General features: G+C 34.6%; 20 protein-coding genes and 1 pseudogene. 16 read left to right on the plus strand and 5 right to left on the minus strand.

From position 1 onward, the window contains the following. Positions 1 to 3 precede the first annotated feature (3 nt). A pseudogene (locus tag C6H25_RS03270) lies at positions 4 to 947 on the minus strand (YbfB/YjiJ family MFS transporter). A 121-nt stretch (positions 948 to 1,068) separates the two neighbouring features. Between C6H25_RS03270 and C6H25_RS03275 the strand changes: the two are divergent. Next, positions 1,069 to 1,272: a 2-hydroxymuconate tautomerase family protein gene (locus C6H25_RS03275; RefSeq protein WP_104748040.1), complete on the plus strand. Its 204-nt coding sequence runs from the start codon at positions 1,069 to 1,071 to the stop codon at positions 1,270 to 1,272. 153 nt (positions 1,273 to 1,425) lie between these two features. Beyond that, on the plus strand, positions 1,426 to 2,535 hold the full coding sequence (locus C6H25_RS03280) for a metallophosphoesterase (protein ID WP_104748041.1): 1,110 nt from the start codon (positions 1,426 to 1,428) through the stop codon (positions 2,533 to 2,535). Positions 2,536 to 2,590: 55 nt separating this feature from the next. Here C6H25_RS03280 and C6H25_RS03285 read toward each other — a convergent pair whose 3' ends face one another. Continuing rightward, positions 2,591 to 2,956: a hypothetical protein gene (locus tag C6H25_RS03285; RefSeq protein WP_104748042.1), complete on the minus strand. Its 366-nt coding sequence runs from the start codon at positions 2,954 to 2,956 to the stop codon at positions 2,591 to 2,593. A 687-nt stretch (positions 2,957 to 3,643) separates the two neighbouring features. Between C6H25_RS03285 and hsrA the strand changes: the two genes are divergently transcribed. Continuing rightward, a complete protein-coding gene (gene hsrA / locus C6H25_RS03290) occupies positions 3,644 to 4,315 on the plus strand; it encodes a homeostatic response regulator transcription factor HsrA (protein WP_104748043.1) in 672 nt (223 codons plus the stop codon). A 3-nt stretch (positions 4,316 to 4,318) separates the two neighbouring features. Here the strand turns inward: hsrA and C6H25_RS03295 are convergent, their stop codons facing one another. Then, entirely contained in the window at positions 4,319 to 5,362 is a 1,044-nt protein-coding gene (locus C6H25_RS03295; protein ID WP_199768930.1) for a DHH family phosphoesterase, read from the minus strand. A gap of 20 nt (positions 5,363 to 5,382) precedes the next feature. Beyond that, the gene (gene flhA, locus C6H25_RS03300; protein ID WP_104748045.1) at positions 5,383 to 7,587 is read right to left on the minus strand and encodes a flagellar biosynthesis protein FlhA; all 2,205 of its coding nucleotides are present in this window, start codon (positions 7,585 to 7,587) and stop codon (positions 5,383 to 5,385) included. A 146-nt stretch (positions 7,588 to 7,733) separates the two neighbouring features. Between flhA and rpsO the strand changes: the two genes are divergently transcribed. From rpsO to C6H25_RS03365, 13 genes are read left to right on the plus strand one after another with little or no spacing between them, the layout of a single operon-like run. Beyond that, the gene (rpsO, locus tag C6H25_RS03305) at positions 7,734 to 8,006 is read left to right on the plus strand and encodes a 30S ribosomal protein S15 (RefSeq protein WP_104748046.1); all 273 of its coding nucleotides are present in this window, start codon (positions 7,734 to 7,736) and stop codon (positions 8,004 to 8,006) included. Positions 8,007 to 8,041: 35 nt separating this feature from the next. After that, positions 8,042 to 9,391: an O-antigen ligase family protein gene (locus C6H25_RS03310; protein WP_104748047.1), complete on the plus strand. Its 1,350-nt coding sequence runs from the start codon at positions 8,042 to 8,044 to the stop codon at positions 9,389 to 9,391. Between the two features lie 44 nt (positions 9,392 to 9,435). After that, positions 9,436 to 9,933: a type II 3-dehydroquinate dehydratase gene (gene aroQ / locus C6H25_RS03315; RefSeq protein ID WP_104748048.1), complete on the plus strand. Its 498-nt coding sequence runs from the start codon at positions 9,436 to 9,438 to the stop codon at positions 9,931 to 9,933. A gap of 16 nt (positions 9,934 to 9,949) precedes the next feature. Beyond that, complete coding sequence (locus tag C6H25_RS03320) at positions 9,950 to 11,023, plus strand: M24 family metallopeptidase (protein ID WP_104748049.1); 1,074 nt, start codon at positions 9,950 to 9,952, stop codon at positions 11,021 to 11,023. Then, positions 11,023 to 11,514: a 2-amino-4-hydroxy-6-hydroxymethyldihydropteridine diphosphokinase gene (folK, locus tag C6H25_RS03325; RefSeq protein ID WP_104748050.1), complete on the plus strand. Its 492-nt coding sequence runs from the start codon at positions 11,023 to 11,025 to the stop codon at positions 11,512 to 11,514. The genes C6H25_RS03320 and folK overlap by 1 nt, the downstream gene beginning before the upstream one ends. Next, a complete protein-coding gene (gene flhF / locus C6H25_RS03330) occupies positions 11,511 to 12,881 on the plus strand; it encodes a flagellar biosynthesis protein FlhF (protein ID WP_104748051.1) in 1,371 nt (456 codons plus the stop codon). Before folK ends, flhF begins: the two co-directional genes overlap by 4 nt. After that, the gene (locus tag C6H25_RS03335; protein WP_104748052.1) at positions 12,878 to 13,762 is read left to right on the plus strand and encodes a MinD/ParA family protein; all 885 of its coding nucleotides are present in this window, start codon (positions 12,878 to 12,880) and stop codon (positions 13,760 to 13,762) included. The genes flhF and C6H25_RS03335 overlap by 4 nt, the downstream gene beginning before the upstream one ends. A gap of 3 nt (positions 13,763 to 13,765) precedes the next feature. After that, entirely contained in the window at positions 13,766 to 14,080 is a 315-nt protein-coding gene (locus tag C6H25_RS03340) for a hypothetical protein (RefSeq protein ID WP_104748053.1), read from the plus strand. Then, a complete protein-coding gene (locus C6H25_RS03345) occupies positions 14,058 to 14,837 on the plus strand; it encodes an RNA polymerase sigma factor FliA (RefSeq protein ID WP_104748054.1) in 780 nt (259 codons plus the stop codon). Before C6H25_RS03340 ends, C6H25_RS03345 begins: the two co-directional genes overlap by 23 nt. Beyond that, a complete protein-coding gene (gene fliM, locus C6H25_RS03350; protein WP_104748055.1) occupies positions 14,830 to 15,894 on the plus strand; it encodes a flagellar motor switch protein FliM in 1,065 nt (354 codons plus the stop codon). Before C6H25_RS03345 ends, fliM begins: the two co-directional genes overlap by 8 nt. Before the next feature lie 3 nt (positions 15,895 to 15,897). After that, positions 15,898 to 16,767 (plus strand): flagellar motor switch protein FliY, encoded by an 870-nt coding sequence (fliY, locus tag C6H25_RS03355; RefSeq protein ID WP_104748056.1) that lies wholly within the window; start codon positions 15,898 to 15,900, stop codon positions 16,765 to 16,767. 6 nt (positions 16,768 to 16,773) lie between these two features. Further along, positions 16,774 to 17,310 carry a YhcH/YjgK/YiaL family protein gene (locus C6H25_RS03360; protein WP_104748057.1) on the plus strand — a complete coding sequence of 179 codons (537 nt, stop codon included), beginning with the start codon at positions 16,774 to 16,776 and terminating at the stop codon, positions 17,308 to 17,310. Positions 17,311 to 17,312: 2 nt separating this feature from the next. Then, positions 17,313 to 17,810 (plus strand): DUF2147 domain-containing protein, encoded by a 498-nt coding sequence (locus C6H25_RS03365; protein ID WP_104748058.1) that lies wholly within the window; start codon positions 17,313 to 17,315, stop codon positions 17,808 to 17,810. Between the two features lie 36 nt (positions 17,811 to 17,846). Here the strand turns inward: C6H25_RS03365 and C6H25_RS03370 are convergent, their stop codons facing one another. Further along, on the minus strand, positions 17,847 to 18,305 hold the full coding sequence (locus C6H25_RS03370) for a transcriptional repressor (protein ID WP_104748059.1): 459 nt from the start codon (positions 18,303 to 18,305) through the stop codon (positions 17,847 to 17,849). Positions 18,306 to 18,419 lie beyond the last annotated feature (114 nt).

An 18,419-nucleotide genomic window follows, 5' to 3' on the forward strand; every position in this document is an offset into this window, starting at 1 on the left:
AAACTAATCTCCTACTTTTTTGGTATCGGTTTGAATTTTGATAGGAAAAAGAACCACAAAACTTAAAACCAAACAAACACTATAGAATAGCAAAAACCAAAAAATAGCCCAAATACCCTAAGAACACGCTAAAGATATACGAAAAAAGTGCTTGAAAAATACCAAAAGAAAATGTAAGCCAAGAAGAAGCTCTAGCAAAATGTTGTGTGCCGACAATATTTAAAGCCATCATGTTAGTTAGATTGACATTGGCGGTTGTGGTTGCTCCCATCATAAATATGCTTTTACAGAGAGACTTGGTGGAAAAAAATGGGTAAAAAACATGCTATAGATTTTAGAATAAGTAAAAATATATGTGCTTTTTTAATCCCTAGAATGTGAGCGATTGAGCCACTTAGCAAAGAGCCAAGTGTTGCTAAGAAAACAAAAAAACGCCCATGAAGTTCCATCAATAGTGGGAGAGATATTTAAATTACGAATTAAATAATCAACCCAAAAAAGTGTGTGTGGCAAAAAACCAATTGCATTAAGGGCGTAAGAGATAATGAGTAGCCATAAAAAAGGGGGTAGTTTAAACTTGTTTTCTTCTTGTTTGTTTGGCTTATTCACAAAAGAAAGATTTTTTAACCAAATCAATGCACAAACAAATGCTATAAAGCAACTACTTCCTAGAAAAATCCATGTCAACTTGATATTGTAGGAACTAATAAGGGGCAGAATAAACTAACTCAAAGATAGCACCAATGCCTATACCACTAAAAATAAACCCACCTATTTTGGCTCTTTGATTTTCCTTGATGTATGGTAAAGATAGTGGGGCGGCTAAAATCATCAAAGCGCTACTAGCCACGCCCTTACAAAATAAGTGGTGGGATTAAGACAACATAGCCAAAACGAGCTAGACCGTTAGATACAAAGGTTCCTAAAAAGCAGACAAATACACGCATTTTTTAGTCCTTAACAGAAACTACAAATAATAAAAACAAGATTTATTTTTGTGTTATATTGAAACTTGTAGGTCTATGGTGTATAATGCGAGCGAGATAGAATTAAAATTAAGGAGTGTTTATGCCATTTGTTAATGTCCGTATCACAAAAGAACAAGGTTGCCCTACAACTGAACAGAAAAAGGAGCTTATTGTGGGAATTACAGAGCTTTTATCAAAAGTGCTTAATAAGAACAAGGCTTCTGTGGTTGTTATTATTGATGAAATAGACACTGATAACTATGGGTTAGGTGGAAAGAGTATTACTGAAGTGAGAAAACATTAAAATTATAGTTATTGATGGTAATTTCATGGTTAGTTATTCTTTTTAGTGGGTTAATCATAGGATCTGGTGAGGTTTGTGTTATATTCCTACAGCGAAAATGGTTGAATTGGTGTTTGTGTGCTAAGATAAAAAACTCATTATAAAAAGGATAGTATGTTTATCTCAATCGTTTTTTTCTTGGTTTTATGTGTGCTAAACTACGCTACTTTTAGACTTTTAAGAGCGTTTTTAACCTTAAAGAAAATATCTCAATACGCTTATTTAGGGTTTTTTATTCTTTTATGTGTGGGGGAAGGGGTTTTTGCTTTTTATAAAAATGCCATGTCTAGCCATCTATTTGTTTTAACTTCAGCTTGTTCGTTTATTACCTTTATCTTATTTGTTTTTGCCCTAAGCTTTTATGGCTTTTCCTATTCTATAGAAAAAATAGATTTTTTAAATTCAAGGCGTAAAAGCTTAAAAAATTTTTTGAAATTAGGATTTTATCTAGCGTTACTAGGGTATTTTTGGCGTGGGTTTTATGAAGGGCTTGCTCGCCCAAAAATCAAAGAAACCCCTATTTATTTAGATAAATTAGACAAAGAATTAAAGGTTATTTTACTAACAGATATGCATGTAGGACGCTTATTGCAAAGTGAATTTGTAACCTACATTGTAGAAGAAGTCAATCAAAAAGAAGTGGATATGGTTTTAATTGGAGGGGATTTAGTAGATGATAATATTGAAAAAGTCAAATCTTTTTTACTACCCTTAAACAATCTCAAAAGCACTTATGGCACTTTTTATGTGCCAGGAAACCATGAGTATTATCATGGTATAGAGCCGATTTTATCGTTTCTTAAAACTCTTAATATAACGATTTTAGGCAATGAGTGCGTGGATTTGAATGGAATTAATTTGTGTGGGGTGTATGATTATTATGCACGAAAGCATAAAAATTTTGCCCCAAATATTGATAAAGCCTTGCAAAAGCGTGATATCAATAAGCCTACCATTCTTTTAGCTCATCAGCCTAAACAAATTAAAAGCATAAAAGAAACCCACTCTATAGATTTAATGCTTTCAGGGCATACGCATGCAGGCCAAATCTTTCCGTTTAGTCTTTTAGTTAAATTAGCTCAAACTTATTTGTATGGTTTATATAAGCATAGCAACACGACACAAATTTATGTGAGTAGTGGGGCGGGATATTGGGGAGTTCCTTTAAGGTTTTTAGCCCCTAGTGAGATTGCCTATCTTAGGCTTTTGCCTAAAAAAGCTTAGATTAGGGACTAATTAACAAACTTTTTAATAAGTTTGTTGCAGAAAGCCTTTTTTGTTAGGACTTAACAACATTACCTTTTACAATAAAACAATGTTTAATCACAAGAAAACGCCATGACCAAGTGTGGGAGACGGACACATTTACTAGAGTGTGTCTAGCATTACCTAATTGCTCTAGGGCGTTTGCTATAGCTCTTTCTAAAGCATTCTCACTTTCAGAGCCTATGGGGATTTCACGATAGGCAAAAGGAATAAAATTATCCTTATAATAACATGCCTTACCTACAACGAACTCTGAACTTTGGTTTTTAATGCCGTTGCTATTGAGAGAAATCATACCTAAATTACCTAGTTGTTGCGAACAACCCGTAATTAAAAGCACGCCTAAGCCTAGCGTTACTTTAGCTATTTTATTTTTCATAAAAACTCCTTATTTAAATTTTAAAAAATAGCGGAGCTGTATTTTCAAAAAAAAAAAAAACAAATAGTAAACAAACTTTTAAAAATTAAATTTTTAAAAATGATAAACATGGCTTGCATTCCAAGTTACATACCCTCCCCATATTCCAGAAGCGCTAATAACTTGATGGTTTTTTAGGTATCTTTGAATAATATATGTATATTTTTTATAGTTTATAATTTGTAAAAATATTAAAATATAATAATTACTTTTTATAAAATATTATAAAAGAAATAAAAAATTAAAAAAAAATTAAATAAAAACGAAATATAGTCAAGCAACTTATATAATGTAAAAGTAAAATCGTTGAAAGATTTATAAAACCCAACACCTTGTAAAAATATCCAAAATTGGAGTTTATATAAAAAATAGAAGAGCATAAAAACAACTATTGGGAAGAAGAGAAAGGAGGGGGAGATGACTCTTCTACACCAATAGTGCCAACCAAACCTTGCGGAATGGTTGGATTTGGTTATTATACAATAGAATTATGATTTTAGGTAAAAATTTTTGATTTTTATTCAATCTAAGAAAAATATTTTCAAAAAAAAGAAGAATTTAAAAAATTTAAGTTTTTTTTAAACTAACTTAAAATTATGATATAATCAGCGTTAAAATACTCTTAAAAAATGTAGGGGTCAATACACCATGCGTGTTTTACTTATTGAAAACAATTCTGTTTTAGGCAAAGAAATTGGGGAGTGCTTGAATGAGCGTGGCTTTATGGCTGATGTAGCCGAGAGTTTAGAAGATGGGGAATATCTTATTGGTATTAGGAATTATGACTTAGTTATGGTTAGCGATAAGAATGCTTTTAGCCTAGTTTCTAAAATCAAAGAGAGGCATGCCTCTATTGTGGTTTTGGTCTCTTCTAATAACCCTACAAGCGAGGAAGAAATCAATGCGTTTGAACAAGGGGCTGATGATTATATCGCTAAGCCTTATCGTAGTATTAAGGCTCTTGTAGCAAGGATTGAGGCTCGTTTGAGATTTTGGGGGTCTAATGTCATTGAAATTGAAGATTTAATTATTAGCCCTGATGAAGAAAAGATTATTTACAAGGGGCGTGAAATTGAAGTGAAAGGTAAGCCTTTTGAAGTGCTTACGCATTTAGCAAGGCACAGAGACCAAATTGTGTCAAAAGAACAGCTTTTAGACGCTATTTGGGAAGAGCCTGAGCTAGTTACCCCTAATGTAATTGAAGTCGCTATCAATCAAATCCGCCAAAAAATGGATAAACCCCTTAATATTTCCACCGTGGAGACTGTAAGGCGTAGGGGTTATCGCTTTTGCTACCCTAAGGGAGGGTGTGAGGAATAGTTTTTAGCTATGAGCTAGATTTTCTTCTACTTGCTCTTTAATGTCTGTATAACTAAAACTCTCTTTAAAGCCATCAATCTTACCCCCACTAGCATTTTTGTGTCCGCCCCCATTAAAGCAAATTTTACTCAATTCACTCACATCGCAATTTCCATTAGCCCTTAGACTTACATTCCCTTTGGCATTCACATCTATATAGAAATCAAATTCCGGATTTTGTGTTAAAAAGAGATTGGCTAACACACTAATTCCCCCCATAGAATAACTTAAAAACCCTTTTTTATCTTGGTAATAAACGCAACAATCTTCTTTTTTTAAAGAGAGTAAATTCACTTGTGCGTTTGAAGAGATATTATCCATTGTTTCTGTAATAGGATTACCCCCTAAAGCGATTTTTTTAAGCTTAAAAAGGTCGTTATCATAAGCTACAGCGGCATTTTCTAAGAATAAGTAGTTTTTAACTTCTTCTAAAAGTTTTAATTTATAGTTACGATTTTCATCATCAAACATAAAGCGGTTTAATTCTGTGCTTTGACTAATCATGCGCATGCACACTTTGCCTAATTCAAAGCCATAACCTTGTGTGTCCCAAATATCTACAGAATTGACCATTTCTACGAGTAAATCTAGCCAAGCAATATGGCTAGGCTCCAAGATAGCATAATGCGTTTTTAAAAACTCATAAACAATTTTAGTAGCACAGTGCTTAGTGTCTAAAAAATACCAATGAAAACTCTCAGCCACTTCTTTACCGCTAATGTGGTGGTCTAGGAGTTGGATTTGAATGTCTTTGTTTTGCAAGCGGTATTCTTGGGCTTTATCTTGCAAATATTGTGCCTCGCCTAAACTCAAATTTAAATCACTAATAAGAATAAGAAACCTTGTCTCACTAGATTGAGCGATTGCATTTAAAATTTCATAAATTCGTGCTAAGACTTCACGCCCGTAATTAGCATTATAGCATTGAATGTTGGTAAAAAATTGTCTTGAAATAAATTGGCATGCATAACCATCTAAATCAATGTGCGAAAGGTGATAAACTTGCATTATTCTCCTTATTTTATAAATTAAAAGTTGATGTGTATTGTGTCTAAAGCCTCAAAGTTAGAGTTAGGGTCTAATTCAGCATGACTTAAAACAACCACATCAATTCTAGCTTGTTCCATTTGACTAGAAAGGGCTTTTCTTAAATTGGGTTCTACAATCAAAATAACTGGAGCAATACCTTTTTGTAGGACTTTCATAGATTCTTCAGAAATAACTTCAATGAGTTTTTGTAATTCGCTTACATTTAGTAATAAGCTTTTAGAAGTGCCATTTTCTCGCAATTTATTGAGTAAAAATTGTTCGCTATCTGTAGAAAAAGTCAAAAATTTCAAACGTCCATCTTCAGACTTAAAGGCGTTGGTAATCACCCTAGAAAGTCTTGCTCTCACTTGTTCAGTTAAGATATTCACATCATTTTGAACCAGTGGAGCGACATCGGTAATGGTTTCTAAGATAGTAAGCATATCTTTAATAGGAATTTTTTCATGCAATAAGGCTTGCAAGACTGAGCGAATCGCACCGGTGGGGATTTTTTTACTTTCTTCTACAATAGTAGGATAGTCTTTAGCTAGGCGTTCTAAAAGAGATTTAACTTCATCTTTAGTGATAAAATCTTCAGCGTATTTTTTCACTAATTCACTCGTGTGTGTAGCAATCACCGTGCTAGGGTCAATGATAGTATAGCCTTGAATAATGGCTTCTTCTTTATCCTTAGTATCAATCCATAAAGCATCCATGCCAAAGGCTGGCTCTTTAGTGGGAATGCCTTCAACTTCTTTGCTTACAAATCCGGTATTCATAGCTAAAAACTTATCAGGCATAACAGCTCCATCGCCTATCACTATGCCCTTAAGCTTGATTTCATAATGCGTTGGGGGAAGTTGTAAATTATCTCTAATTCTAATTTGGGGCATTAAGAAACCATAATCGCTTGCTATTTTTTTTCTAATACCCCTAATTCTTTCTAGTAAATCACCCCCTTGTTTCATATCAGCCAAACTAATGAGCTGATAACCTAAAGCAAGCTCTAAAAATTCAATTTTTAACACTTCATCAATCGCTTGTTCTTCTTCTCTTTTAATATCCTCTTGGCTTTTGGTTTTGCTAGTTGTAGGGGCATGGGCTTGTGTTTTAGTGCTAGGAGATTTTGCGTTAATGTCAACGCCTAATTTTTTACCTAAATAATTTTCAAACTTAGTGAGTAGTCCGTCTTTTCCTTCTCTACTAATAAGCCATGCAATAAATAAAAAGAGTGTTCCTACAAACGCTAAAGAAAAGCTAGGAAGACCGGGAATTGTCGCAAAAAGTAATAATATTGCTCCTACAATTACTAAAGTTTTACTTTTATTAGTGAGCTGAGTGATAAGTTTAGAAGCAAAGTCTTCTTCTTCATTTTGTGTGGTGCGAGTAGCCACAATACCGGTAGCTGTGGCAATGATTAAAGCAGGAATTTGTCCGACTAGCCCATCGCCAATAGTTAGAATGGTAAAAGTGCTAGCACTAAAACTCATGCTCATATCTCTTTGAAACACGCCTACTAAAAATCCCCCAATAATGTTGATAAGCGTAATGACAATAGAAGCAATCGCATCACCTTTAACAAATTTGCTCGCACCATCCATTGCACCATAAAAATCCGCCTCTTGACTTAGAGCAGAACGGCGTTTTTTAGCCTCCTTATCATCAATTAACCCTGAATTTAAATCTGCATCAATAGCCATTTGCTTTCCAGGCATGGCATCTAGGGCAAACCTAGCCCTTACTTCAGTAACCCTAGTAGAACCATTAGTAACGACTAATAAATTCACTAGCACCAAAATACTAAAAATAATGGCTCCAATGACATAATTCCCACTAACGCTAAATTCGCCAAAGGCTGTGATAATATCACTTACCGCACTAGGTCCTTTATAGCCTTGTGTTAAAATCATTCTAGTGGTAGCGACATTTAAGGCTAGGCGATATAGGGTTACAATGAGTAGTAAAGTAGGAAAAGCACTAAAATCCGTAGGCTTATCAATATAAAGCCCAATTAAGATAATTAATACTGATAGAGCAATAGAAATGGTGAGTAAAAAATCCAATAAAAAAGGCGGTAATGGCACGATAATGATGGCTAAAATTGCAATTACAAAAACGACTACTGCTAGGTCTTTGGATTGCAAAAAGCGTTTAAAGACAGGAAAAGTCTTTTTAAAAGCTAGTTTTGAGCGTTCATTTGCCATTTTTAGTGTTGATTACCTTATTGTTAGTTTAGCATTTTTGTTTGATAGTGTATTATAGTATAAAGTTATCTCAAGGCTTGAATAAAAAAGTTAATTTTACGATATAATCACTTTTTTTAATTTTAATTACCAATTAGGAGGTCATTATGGCTTTAAATCTGGAGAAAAAACAAGAAATCATTAAGGCGTTTGCCATTAAAGAAAATGATACCGGTTCTTGTGAAGTGCAAGTGGCGTTATTAAGTGAAAGAATTAAATCGTTAACAGAGCATTTAAAAGCTAACCCAAAAGACCATTCAAGTCGCTTAGGGCTTTTGAAATTAGTCGCTCAAAGACGCAATTTGCTAAAATACATTAAACGCACTGAACATGCACGCTACATGGTTTTGATTGAAAAGCTAGGCATTAAAGACAGATAGTTTTTATCAGTTTAGGATTAGGATATGGTGAGTCTGTGTTGAAAGGGCGTTTAAGGGCATTTTTCAATACAGACCTTTTTTTCACTCTTATTTTTGCTCTTTTTTTTCTAACTTCATTCAAAAAACCTTCAGCACAAATTTTAATAGTTGTGTTAGTGGGCGGTGCTATTTTTTATTTTTTAAAATTTAAAATTAAGCCTTTTTTAAATTCTTTGGTATTTTTAGAGGCTAGACATGTTTTTATCGCCTCAATCTTAATGTTTTTGAGCGTGTTGCCTAACATGTTTTTTGATAATGGGTTTTTATTCAGCTTGCGTTCGCTTAACATGCCTTTGGTGTATGTGCTTGGGGCGTTGAGTATCTTTTGCTTGCTCAATACACAAAGGAAAATATCTTTAGATTTTCAATGGCTTTTTAAGTCTATGTTAGCCACCACTTTTCTAAACGCTATTATTGCATGCTCGCAAGTAGCTTACTATAAAATACACCATAGTATGTCCTATCGTGCCGATGGTTTAAGCACGATTGTAGGGTTTTCTACTTTGAGTTCTATTGCTGGATTTGGGTGTTTAGCCTATGCTTTAGGGCAAGACAATCTTCAAGAGCGTTATAAATATTCTTGTGGGGTTGTTTTAGCCTTTTTAATTGTTTTATTGAATGATACACGAAGCGCGTTGCTTGCATTTGTGGTTACTTTTATAGCATTAATGGCTTGGGCTTTTATAGCTGATAAAAATAAAAAGCGTTTGTTAGTGCATACGCTTATTTTATTGGGCGCTTTTTTGGGTGTTTTTTTTGCTAATAAAACGCTTTTATATCATCAAAATATGAGTGAAAAAACCCAATTTCAAAAAGATATTGAATTATATAGCCAAAAAAATGACCCCAATACTAGCATAGGCATGCGTTTAGCGAGATGGAAAGAGGCGATAGAGATTTTTAAAATGTCTCCATTAGTTGGAATGAGCATTAAAACTCGTTGTGATAAACAAGCTGAAATCATTGAGCGGGCTAAGTCTTATAGAGACCCTAGCACAGTGGATTGCAAAGAAAAGTATGACAATGAGTTTTTTAATACCCTTTCTAGTCAAGGGATAGTGGGTATTATTGTGCTAATTTATTTTTTAGGAAGTATAGGTGTGTTTTTTTATAAACGCTTGAAACACTGCCTACTTGATTATCAAAAAGGACAAGATTTTTCTTGTGTAGCTCTTAATTTAATGCTTTTAAGTATGCTAGTCTATTATATTGTGTTATGCGTAGGATTTGACCCATTCCATTTCTTTATTGAGGGGAGTTTTTTTGTTGGAATGGTTGTTATGGGTATTCTTTTAAAAGCGAATTCCGAGTCTTTTGGCACTCGTATATTAAAGGTTAAAAACTAGAACTTATGATATAATGCACTCCTATTACTATCAAGGAGAGATTTATGAAGATTTTAGTTATTCAAGGACCTAATCTTAACATGCTAGGACACAGAGACCCTAGACTTTATGGCATGGTAACCTTAGACCAAATCCATGAAATCATGCAAACTTTCGTTAAGCAAAGCAATTTAGATGTGGAATTAGAGTTTTTTCAAACAAATTTTGAAGGCGAAATTATTGATAAAATCCAAGAGAGTGTAGGCAGTGATTATGAGGGCATTATCATTAATCCCGGAGCGTTTAGCCACACTTCTATTGCGATTGCTGATGCGATTATGTTGGCAGGTAAGCCTGTGATTGAAGTGCATTTGACTAACATTCAAGCGAGAGAAGAATTTAGAAAAAATTCTTACACCGGAGCGGCTTGTGGAGGCGTGATTATGGGATTTGGTCCGCTTGGTTATAACATGGCTTTAATGGGAATGGTTAATATTTTAGCAGAGATGAAAGCTTTCCAAGAGGCACAACAAAACAATCCTAATGGTCCAGTAAATAACTAATAAGGCCTAAAATAAGATGAAAGAAGATAGCTTGCAAACGCATTTTACCACTGATGAAAATGCGATGTATTTTGAATGCGCGTATAGTTGCGATAACGCCTTGTTTTTGCAATTAGAGAGTCGTGCGTTCTTTATCACTGACTCTCGCTATACTCAAGAGGCTAGAGAGAATATCCAATCTAAAAATGGCATTCTAGCTGAAGTGGTAGAAACAAGCGATTTAGTGCAAAAAGCTATTGAATTGATTCAAAAAAATCCGGTTCAAAAACTCTTTTTTGACCCAAACCAAGTGAATTTGCAAACTTATAATCGTTTAGCTACAGCAATAAGTGCTAAAACGGCCTTAGAAGGTGTGCCTAGTTATCATCGTCAAAAACGCATTGTTAAAAGCGAGCATGAAGTCAAACTTCTCAAAAAATCTCAAGCGTTGAATGTTGAGGCTTTTGAGAATTTTGCTGAGTATGTGAAAACGATTTTTAATGAAAAAAGTTCGCTTAATGAGCGGTTTTTACAACATAAGGTTAAGGACTTTTTGACTAGAGAAGGAACTTATAATCTTAGTTTTGAGCCTATTTTAGCCTTGAATGCAAATGCAAGCAAGCCCCATGCTTTACCTAGTTCTAAAGACTTTTTAAAAGCGGCTGATAGCGTTCTTTTAGATATGGGAATAAAGTATGAGCGTTATTGCTCTGATAGAACTAGAACGGCTTTTTTTGACTCTAAAGACTTTTCTTTCAAAAAAGAACAGAGTTTTAAGGATAAAGAGCATCAAAAGATTTATGATGTTGTTAAAGAGGCACAAGAAAAGGCTATTTCTAATATTAGAGCAGGCATGACGGGCAAAGAGGCGGATAGTTTAGCTAGACAAGTGATAGAAAAGCATGGCTATGGGGAGTATTTTACTCATAGCACAGGGCATGGCATTGGTTTGGATATTCATGAGCTCCCTTATATTTCGCCACGAAGTGAAACGATACTAGAAGAGGGTATGGTTTTTTCTGTAGAACCCGGAATCTATATTCCTAATTTTTTTGGGGTGCGTATTGAAGATTTGGTTGTAATTAGAAATTCTAAGGCTGAACTTCTTTAATGCGAGAGATTCTTTTGACTCGTTTTTTTCCAAGTGTTTCTAAAGCTAGAATAAGTTTTCCTAATAGGGTTGTGCTAGGACTTGGAGGGAATATCAAAAACCCTTTAAAGACATTAGAAAAATGCTATCTATGGCTCAAAAATCATCAAGCTATAGGAAAGCTTTCAACTTCGCCTATTTATTTAAATCCTCCCTTTGGCTATGTTAAGCAGTCTTATTTTTATAATGCTACTCTTGTGCTTAGGACAAGTTTGAGTTTGCGTAAGTTTTTTGCTCTAGTGTTTTATATAGAGAGGCGTTTTGGGCGTAAAAGAAAGCGTGATTTTAAGGATGCTCCAAGGACTTTAGATATTGATATTATTGCCTTTAATAAAGTGGTTTTAAATCAAGTTTATTTAACCTTACCACATCCTAAATGGAATGAAAGAGATTCCGTATTAGTGCCTTTAGCCTTGCAACAAATTTTTTTTAAAAGAGGGGAATTAGAGTGAAATTCTACACTTATAGCGGAGAAACAGCAGCTGAGGCTCTAAAAATAGCGCAAAGCCACCATGGCGTAGACGCCTTAGTGTTTAAAACTCAAGAAATCCGTAAAAAAACGCTCACTTCTTCAGGACTTTATGAAATCGTTGTAGCTGTTGAAGAAGAAAAGGAAAGTGAGGAGCAACCCAAAGAACCCTTAATCCCAGAAAGTCTATATGATGAGAATGCTAGTGAAGAAGATGTGGTTGTGCAGCTTTCAAACACTGTGGAAGAAATGCGTAAGATTGCTGGCGTTGTAGAAGGTTTGCCAAGCTCCAAAAATCAAACAAAAAAATCTCAAACTCAAGAAAATTCATTAGACGACATACTTTTAGATACACCTAGAGTGGAGGGTAGTTTTTTAAAGCCCTTAAAAAATAATGATAATAGACAAGAGATAAATAAACAACAAGAAGAAATTAAAGGCATTCAAAATCAGCTCAATAAAATTGTAGATAGTATTAAACTTATTGAGAACATGTTTTGGGACGAGAAAAATCCCGGTGGTAGTCTTGTTAATATTCCTCAAGAGTTTGCTGAAATTTATAAATTAGCCAAACAAAGCGGCATGAAAACAGACCATTTAGATAAAATCATGCAGTTAAGCTTGGAGCTTATGCCTTTAAGAATGCGAGAAAATTCAGTAACGGTTAAACGCTATTTTAGAGAGCTTTTAAGAAAAATGATATTGTGTCGCCCTGAAGATTTGAGTTTGAGAGAAAAGCGTATTTTAATGCTTGTAGGACCTACAGGCGTGGGAAAAACAACCACTCTAGCCAAATTAGCTGCACGCTATTCTAAGATGTTAGATAAAAAATATAAAGTAGGCATTATTACCTTAGATAATTATCGTATTGGAGCTTTAGAGCAATTAAGCTGGTATGCTAATAAAATGAAAATGAGTATAGAAACCGTGATTGATGCAAAGGATTTTGCTAAGGAAATTGAATCTTTGGAATATTGTGATTTTATTTTAGTGGACACTACAGGGCATTCACAATATGACAAAGAAAAAATTGCTAGTTTAAAAGAATTTGTAGATGGAGGTTATAATATTGATGTGTCTTTAGTGCTTTCAGTTACGACTAAGTATGAAGACATGAAAGATATTTATGATTCTTTTGGGGTTTTGGGGATTGATACTTTGATTTTTACTAAATTAGATGAGAGTAGGGGGCTAGGGAATTTGTTCTCGCTTGTGCATGAGAGTCAAAAACCTATTAGTTATCTTTCTGTCGGGCAAGAAGTGCCTATGGATTTGAGAGTAGCCACTAATGAGTATTTAGCAGATTGTATGCTAGATGGTTTTACTAATCCTAATAAGGAACGAGTATGAGCAATCAAGCAAGCCACCTAGATAGTTTTATTGGCACTAAAACCTCAAAGAGTTTTTTTAAAAATAGGGGAAACACTAAGTTTATCGCTATAACAAGCGGTAAAGGAGGAGTAGGAAAATCTAATATTAGTGCTAACTTGGCTTATTCTTTATACAAGAAAGGTTATAAAGTAGGAGTGTTTGATGCAGATATTGGGTTAGCGAATTTAGATGTTATTTTTGGAGTGAAAACTCATAAAAATATTTTGCATGCCTTAAAAGGCGAGGCTAAGCTAAAAGAAATCATTTGTGAAATTGAGCCGGGGCTTTGTCTCATTCCCGGAGATAGTGGCGAAGAGATTTTAAAATATGTTAGTGGGGCAGATGGATTAGATAAGTTTGTAGATGATGAGGGAGTTTTAAGCTCTTTAGATTATATCATTATTGATACAGGAGCTGGGATTGGGGCGACCACTCAAGCGTTTTTGAATGCGAGTGATTGTGTGGTAGTGGTTACTACGCCTGATCCATCAGCCATTACTGATGCGTATGCGTGCATGAAGATTAATTCTAAAAATAAAGATGAATTGTTTCTAATTACAAATATGGTGTCTCAGCCTAAAGAGGGTAAAGCAACTTATGATAAATTAGCTAGAGTGGCTAAGAATAATATTCCTGCGTTGAGATTGAATTATTTAGGAGCTTTAGAAAATAGCCCGCTTTTAAAGCGTTGTATTAGAGAGCGTAAGGTTTTAAGAAAGATTGCCCCCAACGATTTGTTTTCGCAATCCATTGACCAAGTAGCATTTATTTTAACTTCTAAATTAGAAAAAGGTTCTTTGGAAACTCCAAAAGAAGATTTTAAGAGTTTCTTTAAGCGGTTTTTAAGATATTTGGGATAGCTTATGAGAATACAGAACTTCATACATTTTTCCATTGTGGTAGGGTTTTTCTTAGGGTTGGCGTTTGCTATGTTGAAATTCAGTCAGCCAGAGACTATCTTGCTTTGGACCATTATTTCTACGCTTGGTTTTTATCTAATGGCACTTTTGTTTGCCTCTATTTTTATTGCTTGCACGGACTTGGATACTTGCTTATTTGATAAAAAAGGCACTGAAGAGCGTTTAACGCATTTTAATCATGAGTTCAAAAACAGAGAAAAAGAAGTTTCAAGTATTTTGAACTATATTAGAAGTTATAATTTTGATGATGGGCAATAGAATGCAAGATTTTGAAAATTTTGAAAATAACGAAAGTTTAGAAAAGTCTGCGAGCATGGGAAAAGTCCTTAATGCTTATGATAAACAGCAACATCTCAATCAAGATGAATTAGCTTTGCAATATTTACCGGCGGTGCGTGCTATGGCGTTTCGCTTAAAAGAGCGCTTGCCTAGTTCTATTGATTTTAACGACCTTGTTTCTATTGGCACTGAAGAGTTGATTAAATTAGCTAGGCGTTATGAAAGTGCGTTAAATGACTCTTTTTGGGGCTATGCTAGAATGCGTGTTAATGGAGCGATGTTAGATTATTTACGCTCTTTAGATGTGGTTTCTCGCTCCAATAGAAAGCTTATAAAAAGCATTGATAGTGAAGTAACTAAATATCTCAATGAGCATGGCGAAGAGCCTAGCGATGAGTATTTAGCGCAAGCTTTAGGTGAAGGGATTGAAAAGATTAGAGAGGCTAAAGTAGCATCTGATGTGTATGCTTTAGTGCCTATAGATGAGCAATTCAATGCGATTGAGCAAGACCAAATCACTAAAAAGATTGAAACTGAAGAGTTATTAGAGCATATTCAAAAAGTGCTAAGCCAAATGGGCGAAAGAGAACAGACTCTTATCCAACTCTATTATTTTGAAGAATTGAATTTGAGCGAGATTAGAGAAATCTTAGGCATTACAGAATCACGCATTTCTCAAATTATTAAAGAAGTGATTAAAAAAGTGCGTAAATCTTTAGGGGTTAAGAATGGCTGATATTTTAAGCCAAGAAGAAATTGATGCGCTTTTAGAAGTCGTTGATGAAAATGTAGACATTCAAAATGTCCAAAAACAAGATATTGCTCCCCCACGCAGTGTAACTCTCTATGATTTTAAGCGTCCTAATCGTGTGAGTAAGGAGCAACTACGCTCTTTTAGAAGTATCCATGACAAAATGGCTAGAAATCTCTCTAGTCAAATTTCTTCTATCATGCGTTCTATTGTAGAAATTCAGCTTCATAGTGTTGATCAAATGACTTATGGCGAATTTTTAATGAGTTTGCCTAGTCCTACAAGCTTTAATGTCTTTTCTATGAAGCCAATGGGTGGAACGGGAGTTTTAGAGATTAATCCTAGCATTGCTTTTCCTATGATTGATAGATTATTAGGGGGCAAGGGAAGTGCGTATGAGCAAAATAGAGAGTTTAGCGATATTGAATTGAATTTGCTAGATACGATTTTACGCCAAGTGATGCAGATTTTAAAAGAAGTTTGGGCACCGGTGGTAGAGATGTTTCCTACTATTGACGCTAAAGAATCTAGTGCGAATGTGGTTCAAATTGTGGCGCAAAATGAAATTGCTATTATGGTGGTTTTAGAAATTATTATTGGGCATAGTCGTGGCATGATGAATATTTGTTATCCGGTCATTTCCATTGAAAGCATTCTTTCTAAAATGGGGAGTAGGGATTTAATGCTTTCAGAAACTAATTCTAAAAAGAGTCGCAATAAAGAATTGCAAGCCCTACTAAGTGGGGTAAGTGTGGATATGATGGTCTTTTTAGGCTCAGTAGAATTGAGTTTAAAAGAAGTGCTAGATTTAGATGTGGGGGATACCATTCGTTTAAATAAGGTAGCCAATGATGAAGTGAGTGTGTATATCCATAGAAAAAAGCGCTATTTGGCGAGTGTTGGGTTTCAAGGGTATAGAAAGACTATTCAAATCAAAGAAATTGCTTATAGTGAAAAAGAGCATACCAAAGAAATTTTAGAAATGCTAGAAGAACAGCGTAAAAATAAAGTGGGCAATATTATTAAGGCAGAAGAAGAGTAAAAAATGCAGGATTTTATAAAACTTTTTATTCAAGAGATTATTTCTACTTTAGAGGGGCTAGTTGGTAAAGCTCCAAGCGTAGAAGTAAAGGCAGAAATAGATAACACGCAAGAGGCATGGGCAAGTTTGATTAGCGTGCCTTATGCAAGAGTTGTAGTGAGTGTTTCTGGGGGGAGTGAGAGCAATATTGAATTATTGGCTCCGGTAAGTCTAGTTACTTCATTAAGCGATTTAATGCTAGGAGGTGAGGGGACTAGCAAAGAAGAAATGGATAATGATGATTTAGATGCGTTTAAAGAAATGGCGTCTAATATCTTTGGAGCGGTTGCTACAAGCTTGAAATCTCAAGAGTTGCTCCCTAAGTTGAATTTTACTACCGCTAGCGCAGAAATCGCTAATGAACTTCCTAAGCAAGAGGCTTATGATAAAGCTATTGTGCTTTCTTTTAACATGGACGCCCTTGAAGAGAGTCAAATGATTTTATTAAGCACTCAAGCCTTTAGCGCTCAATTTGGCTCTGCAGACACCACTACAGAAAACTCTGCTAATCAAGAGGGAGGGCATGAAGAATCACAAGGTCATGAATCGCATGTTTTAGAGGGTTCTGAAATCCGTAATATCGGCATGCTTTTAGATGTGAAATTGAATGTTAAGGTGCGTATCGGTCAAAAAAAGATGATTTTAAAAGATGTGGTTTCTATGGATATTGGAAGTGTGGTAGAGCTTGATCAATTAGTCAATGACCCCTTAGAAATTCTAGTAGATGATAAAATTATTGCTAAAGGAGAAGTGGTGATTGTAGATGGGAACTTTGGTATACAAATCACAGATATTGGAACCAAAAAAGAACGCTTAGAGCAATTAAAGGATTAATAAGCTATGGCAATTTTTGGAGAATTATGCTCGTTAGGGCATTTGTTTAAGAAAACGCAAGAATTAGAAGTCTTGCATGGGTATTTAAAAGATGCTCTAAATGCAGAACATGCTATTTATCAACGCATTTTAAAACTGCCTTTAGATACAGAGCATAAGTTTGATTTAGGATTTGGTATGTTTGCTATAGAACAAAGCTATTATTTAGAACATGCTAGAGAGAGTGCGAAAGGTTTTTTTGAAAGCCATCAAAAATATGTGGATTTTCAGCTGATTGTAAAAGGTGTTGAAGGGGCTAAGGTTTTAGATGTAAATAAGGCTATTATTAAAACCTCTTATGATGGAAAGAAAGATTTAATCGTTTATGAGTCAGTTTGTGAAACTTCATTTTTGTGCTTGAAAGAGGGGGTGTTAGCAATATTTTTTGAAAATGATGCGCATGCGTTGAAGTTCTATGAAGAGTCTTTTAAGCGTTATACTACAGAGACCATTTTTAAAGTGGTTGTTAAAGTGCCTAAAGAATTAATTAAGTTAAAGTTATAAAAATGAGTGTACTGAGTGTTTTATTAGGAGTTTTTTTTAGTATTTTAGGGGCAACGGATGCTTTAGAGCTTCCCGGAGTTTATAAAACCCAAGCTTTTTTATACATGAAAAGTTCTTATGTGGAATTTTTTGAATATAAAGGAAAGTTTTATGCTTATGGTATTCAAAATTCTGATGGTTCTAGCGCTAAAAAAGATAAGAATAATCCTAACCCTAAATTGAGAAATCGCAGTGATAAGGGCGTGGTTTTTTTGAGTGATTTAGAGCAAGTGGGACACAGATACTACAAGGGGGGGAAAGCGTATAATTTTTATGATGGAAAAACCTATTATGTGAAAGTGGTGCAAAATTCAAACGGCGATTTAGAGTTTACGCCAAGCTATGATAAATGGGGGTATGTAGGTAAGACTTTCACATGGAAACGCCTAAACCATCAAGAAATTGAGGCCTTAAAAATCAAGCGTTTCAATTTGGGCGAAGTCATTCGCACTATCCCCTAAGCCTACCCCCCTTCTTTTAAGCTTAGAGTTTAATCTTTAAGAAAGTCTCTCTTCATCTTGGCAGTCTTTGCACCAAACAAATAATTTCATATCATGGCTAATGAGTTTGGCTTCATATTTTCTAGCGACTTCGTTTTGGCGCTCTTCAATCTCTTGGTCAGCAAACTCAATAATCTTACCACAATGCAAGCAAATGATATGGTCATGGTGTTCTTTAGCGGCAATTTCATAGCGCCTTCCACTTTTTGAAGTCTCTAAAGTGCAGATAAAATTTTCTTTTTCTAAGAAATTTAAAATGCGATAGACTGAAGAAATGCTTGTGTTTTTATCTTTTTGACGGATACAATGTGTGATTTCTTCAGGGCTTAGGTGCGTGCCACTACGATATAGCACGCTTACTACCTCTTCTCGTTGTTTAGAGTTTTTCAATCCATTTTTTTTGATTGACATTCTCAAACGCTCTAAAATAGATTCCAAAGTTTCTAATCGTTTCATGGCTAAAATGGTTCCTTTTTAAGATGTATTGTTTTTACTAAAATGCTATTTGCAATGACAATATTATAACATATAACAATGAGATGATATCTTAATAAAACTCATTATTATTTC

This window comes from Helicobacter cetorum, from assembly GCF_900198405.1.
Lineage (GTDB): Bacteria > Campylobacterota > Campylobacteria > Campylobacterales > Helicobacteraceae > Helicobacter > Helicobacter cetorum_C.

Excerpts from the sequence above, each read along its gene's own strand:
- C6H25_RS03275 (WP_104748040.1), top strand. The coding sequence starts at position 1,069 with ATGCCATTTGTTAATGTCCGTATCACAAAAGAACAAGGTTGCCCTACA.
- C6H25_RS03280 (WP_104748041.1), top strand. The coding sequence starts at position 1,426 with ATGTTTATCTCAATCGTTTTTTTCTTGGTTTTATGTGTGCTAAACTAC.
- C6H25_RS03285 (WP_104748042.1), bottom strand. The coding sequence starts at position 2,956 with ATGAAAAATAAAATAGCTAAAGTAACGCTAGGCTTAGGCGTGCTTTTA.
- hsrA (WP_104748043.1), top strand. The coding sequence starts at position 3,644 with ATGCGTGTTTTACTTATTGAAAACAATTCTGTTTTAGGCAAAGAAATT.
- C6H25_RS03295 (WP_199768930.1), bottom strand. The coding sequence starts at position 5,362 with ATGCAAGTTTATCACCTTTCGCACATTGATTTAGATGGTTATGCATGC.
- flhA (WP_104748045.1), bottom strand. The coding sequence starts at position 7,587 with ATGGCAAATGAACGCTCAAAACTAGCTTTTAAAAAGACTTTTCCTGTC.
- rpsO (WP_104748046.1), top strand. The coding sequence starts at position 7,734 with ATGGCTTTAAATCTGGAGAAAAAACAAGAAATCATTAAGGCGTTTGCC.
- aroQ (WP_104748048.1), top strand. The coding sequence starts at position 9,436 with ATGAAGATTTTAGTTATTCAAGGACCTAATCTTAACATGCTAGGACAC.
- C6H25_RS03320 (WP_104748049.1), top strand. The coding sequence starts at position 9,950 with ATGAAAGAAGATAGCTTGCAAACGCATTTTACCACTGATGAAAATGCG.
- folK (WP_104748050.1), top strand. The coding sequence starts at position 11,023 with ATGCGAGAGATTCTTTTGACTCGTTTTTTTCCAAGTGTTTCTAAAGCT.
- C6H25_RS03335 (WP_104748052.1), top strand. The coding sequence starts at position 12,878 with ATGAGCAATCAAGCAAGCCACCTAGATAGTTTTATTGGCACTAAAACC.
- C6H25_RS03340 (WP_104748053.1), top strand. The coding sequence starts at position 13,766 with ATGAGAATACAGAACTTCATACATTTTTCCATTGTGGTAGGGTTTTTC.
- fliM (WP_104748055.1), top strand. The coding sequence starts at position 14,830 with ATGGCTGATATTTTAAGCCAAGAAGAAATTGATGCGCTTTTAGAAGTC.
- fliY (WP_104748056.1), top strand. The coding sequence starts at position 15,898 with ATGCAGGATTTTATAAAACTTTTTATTCAAGAGATTATTTCTACTTTA.
- C6H25_RS03360 (WP_104748057.1), top strand. The coding sequence starts at position 16,774 with ATGGCAATTTTTGGAGAATTATGCTCGTTAGGGCATTTGTTTAAGAAA.
- C6H25_RS03365 (WP_104748058.1), top strand. The coding sequence starts at position 17,313 with ATGAGTGTACTGAGTGTTTTATTAGGAGTTTTTTTTAGTATTTTAGGG.
- C6H25_RS03370 (WP_104748059.1), bottom strand. The coding sequence starts at position 18,305 with ATGAAACGATTAGAAACTTTGGAATCTATTTTAGAGCGTTTGAGAATG.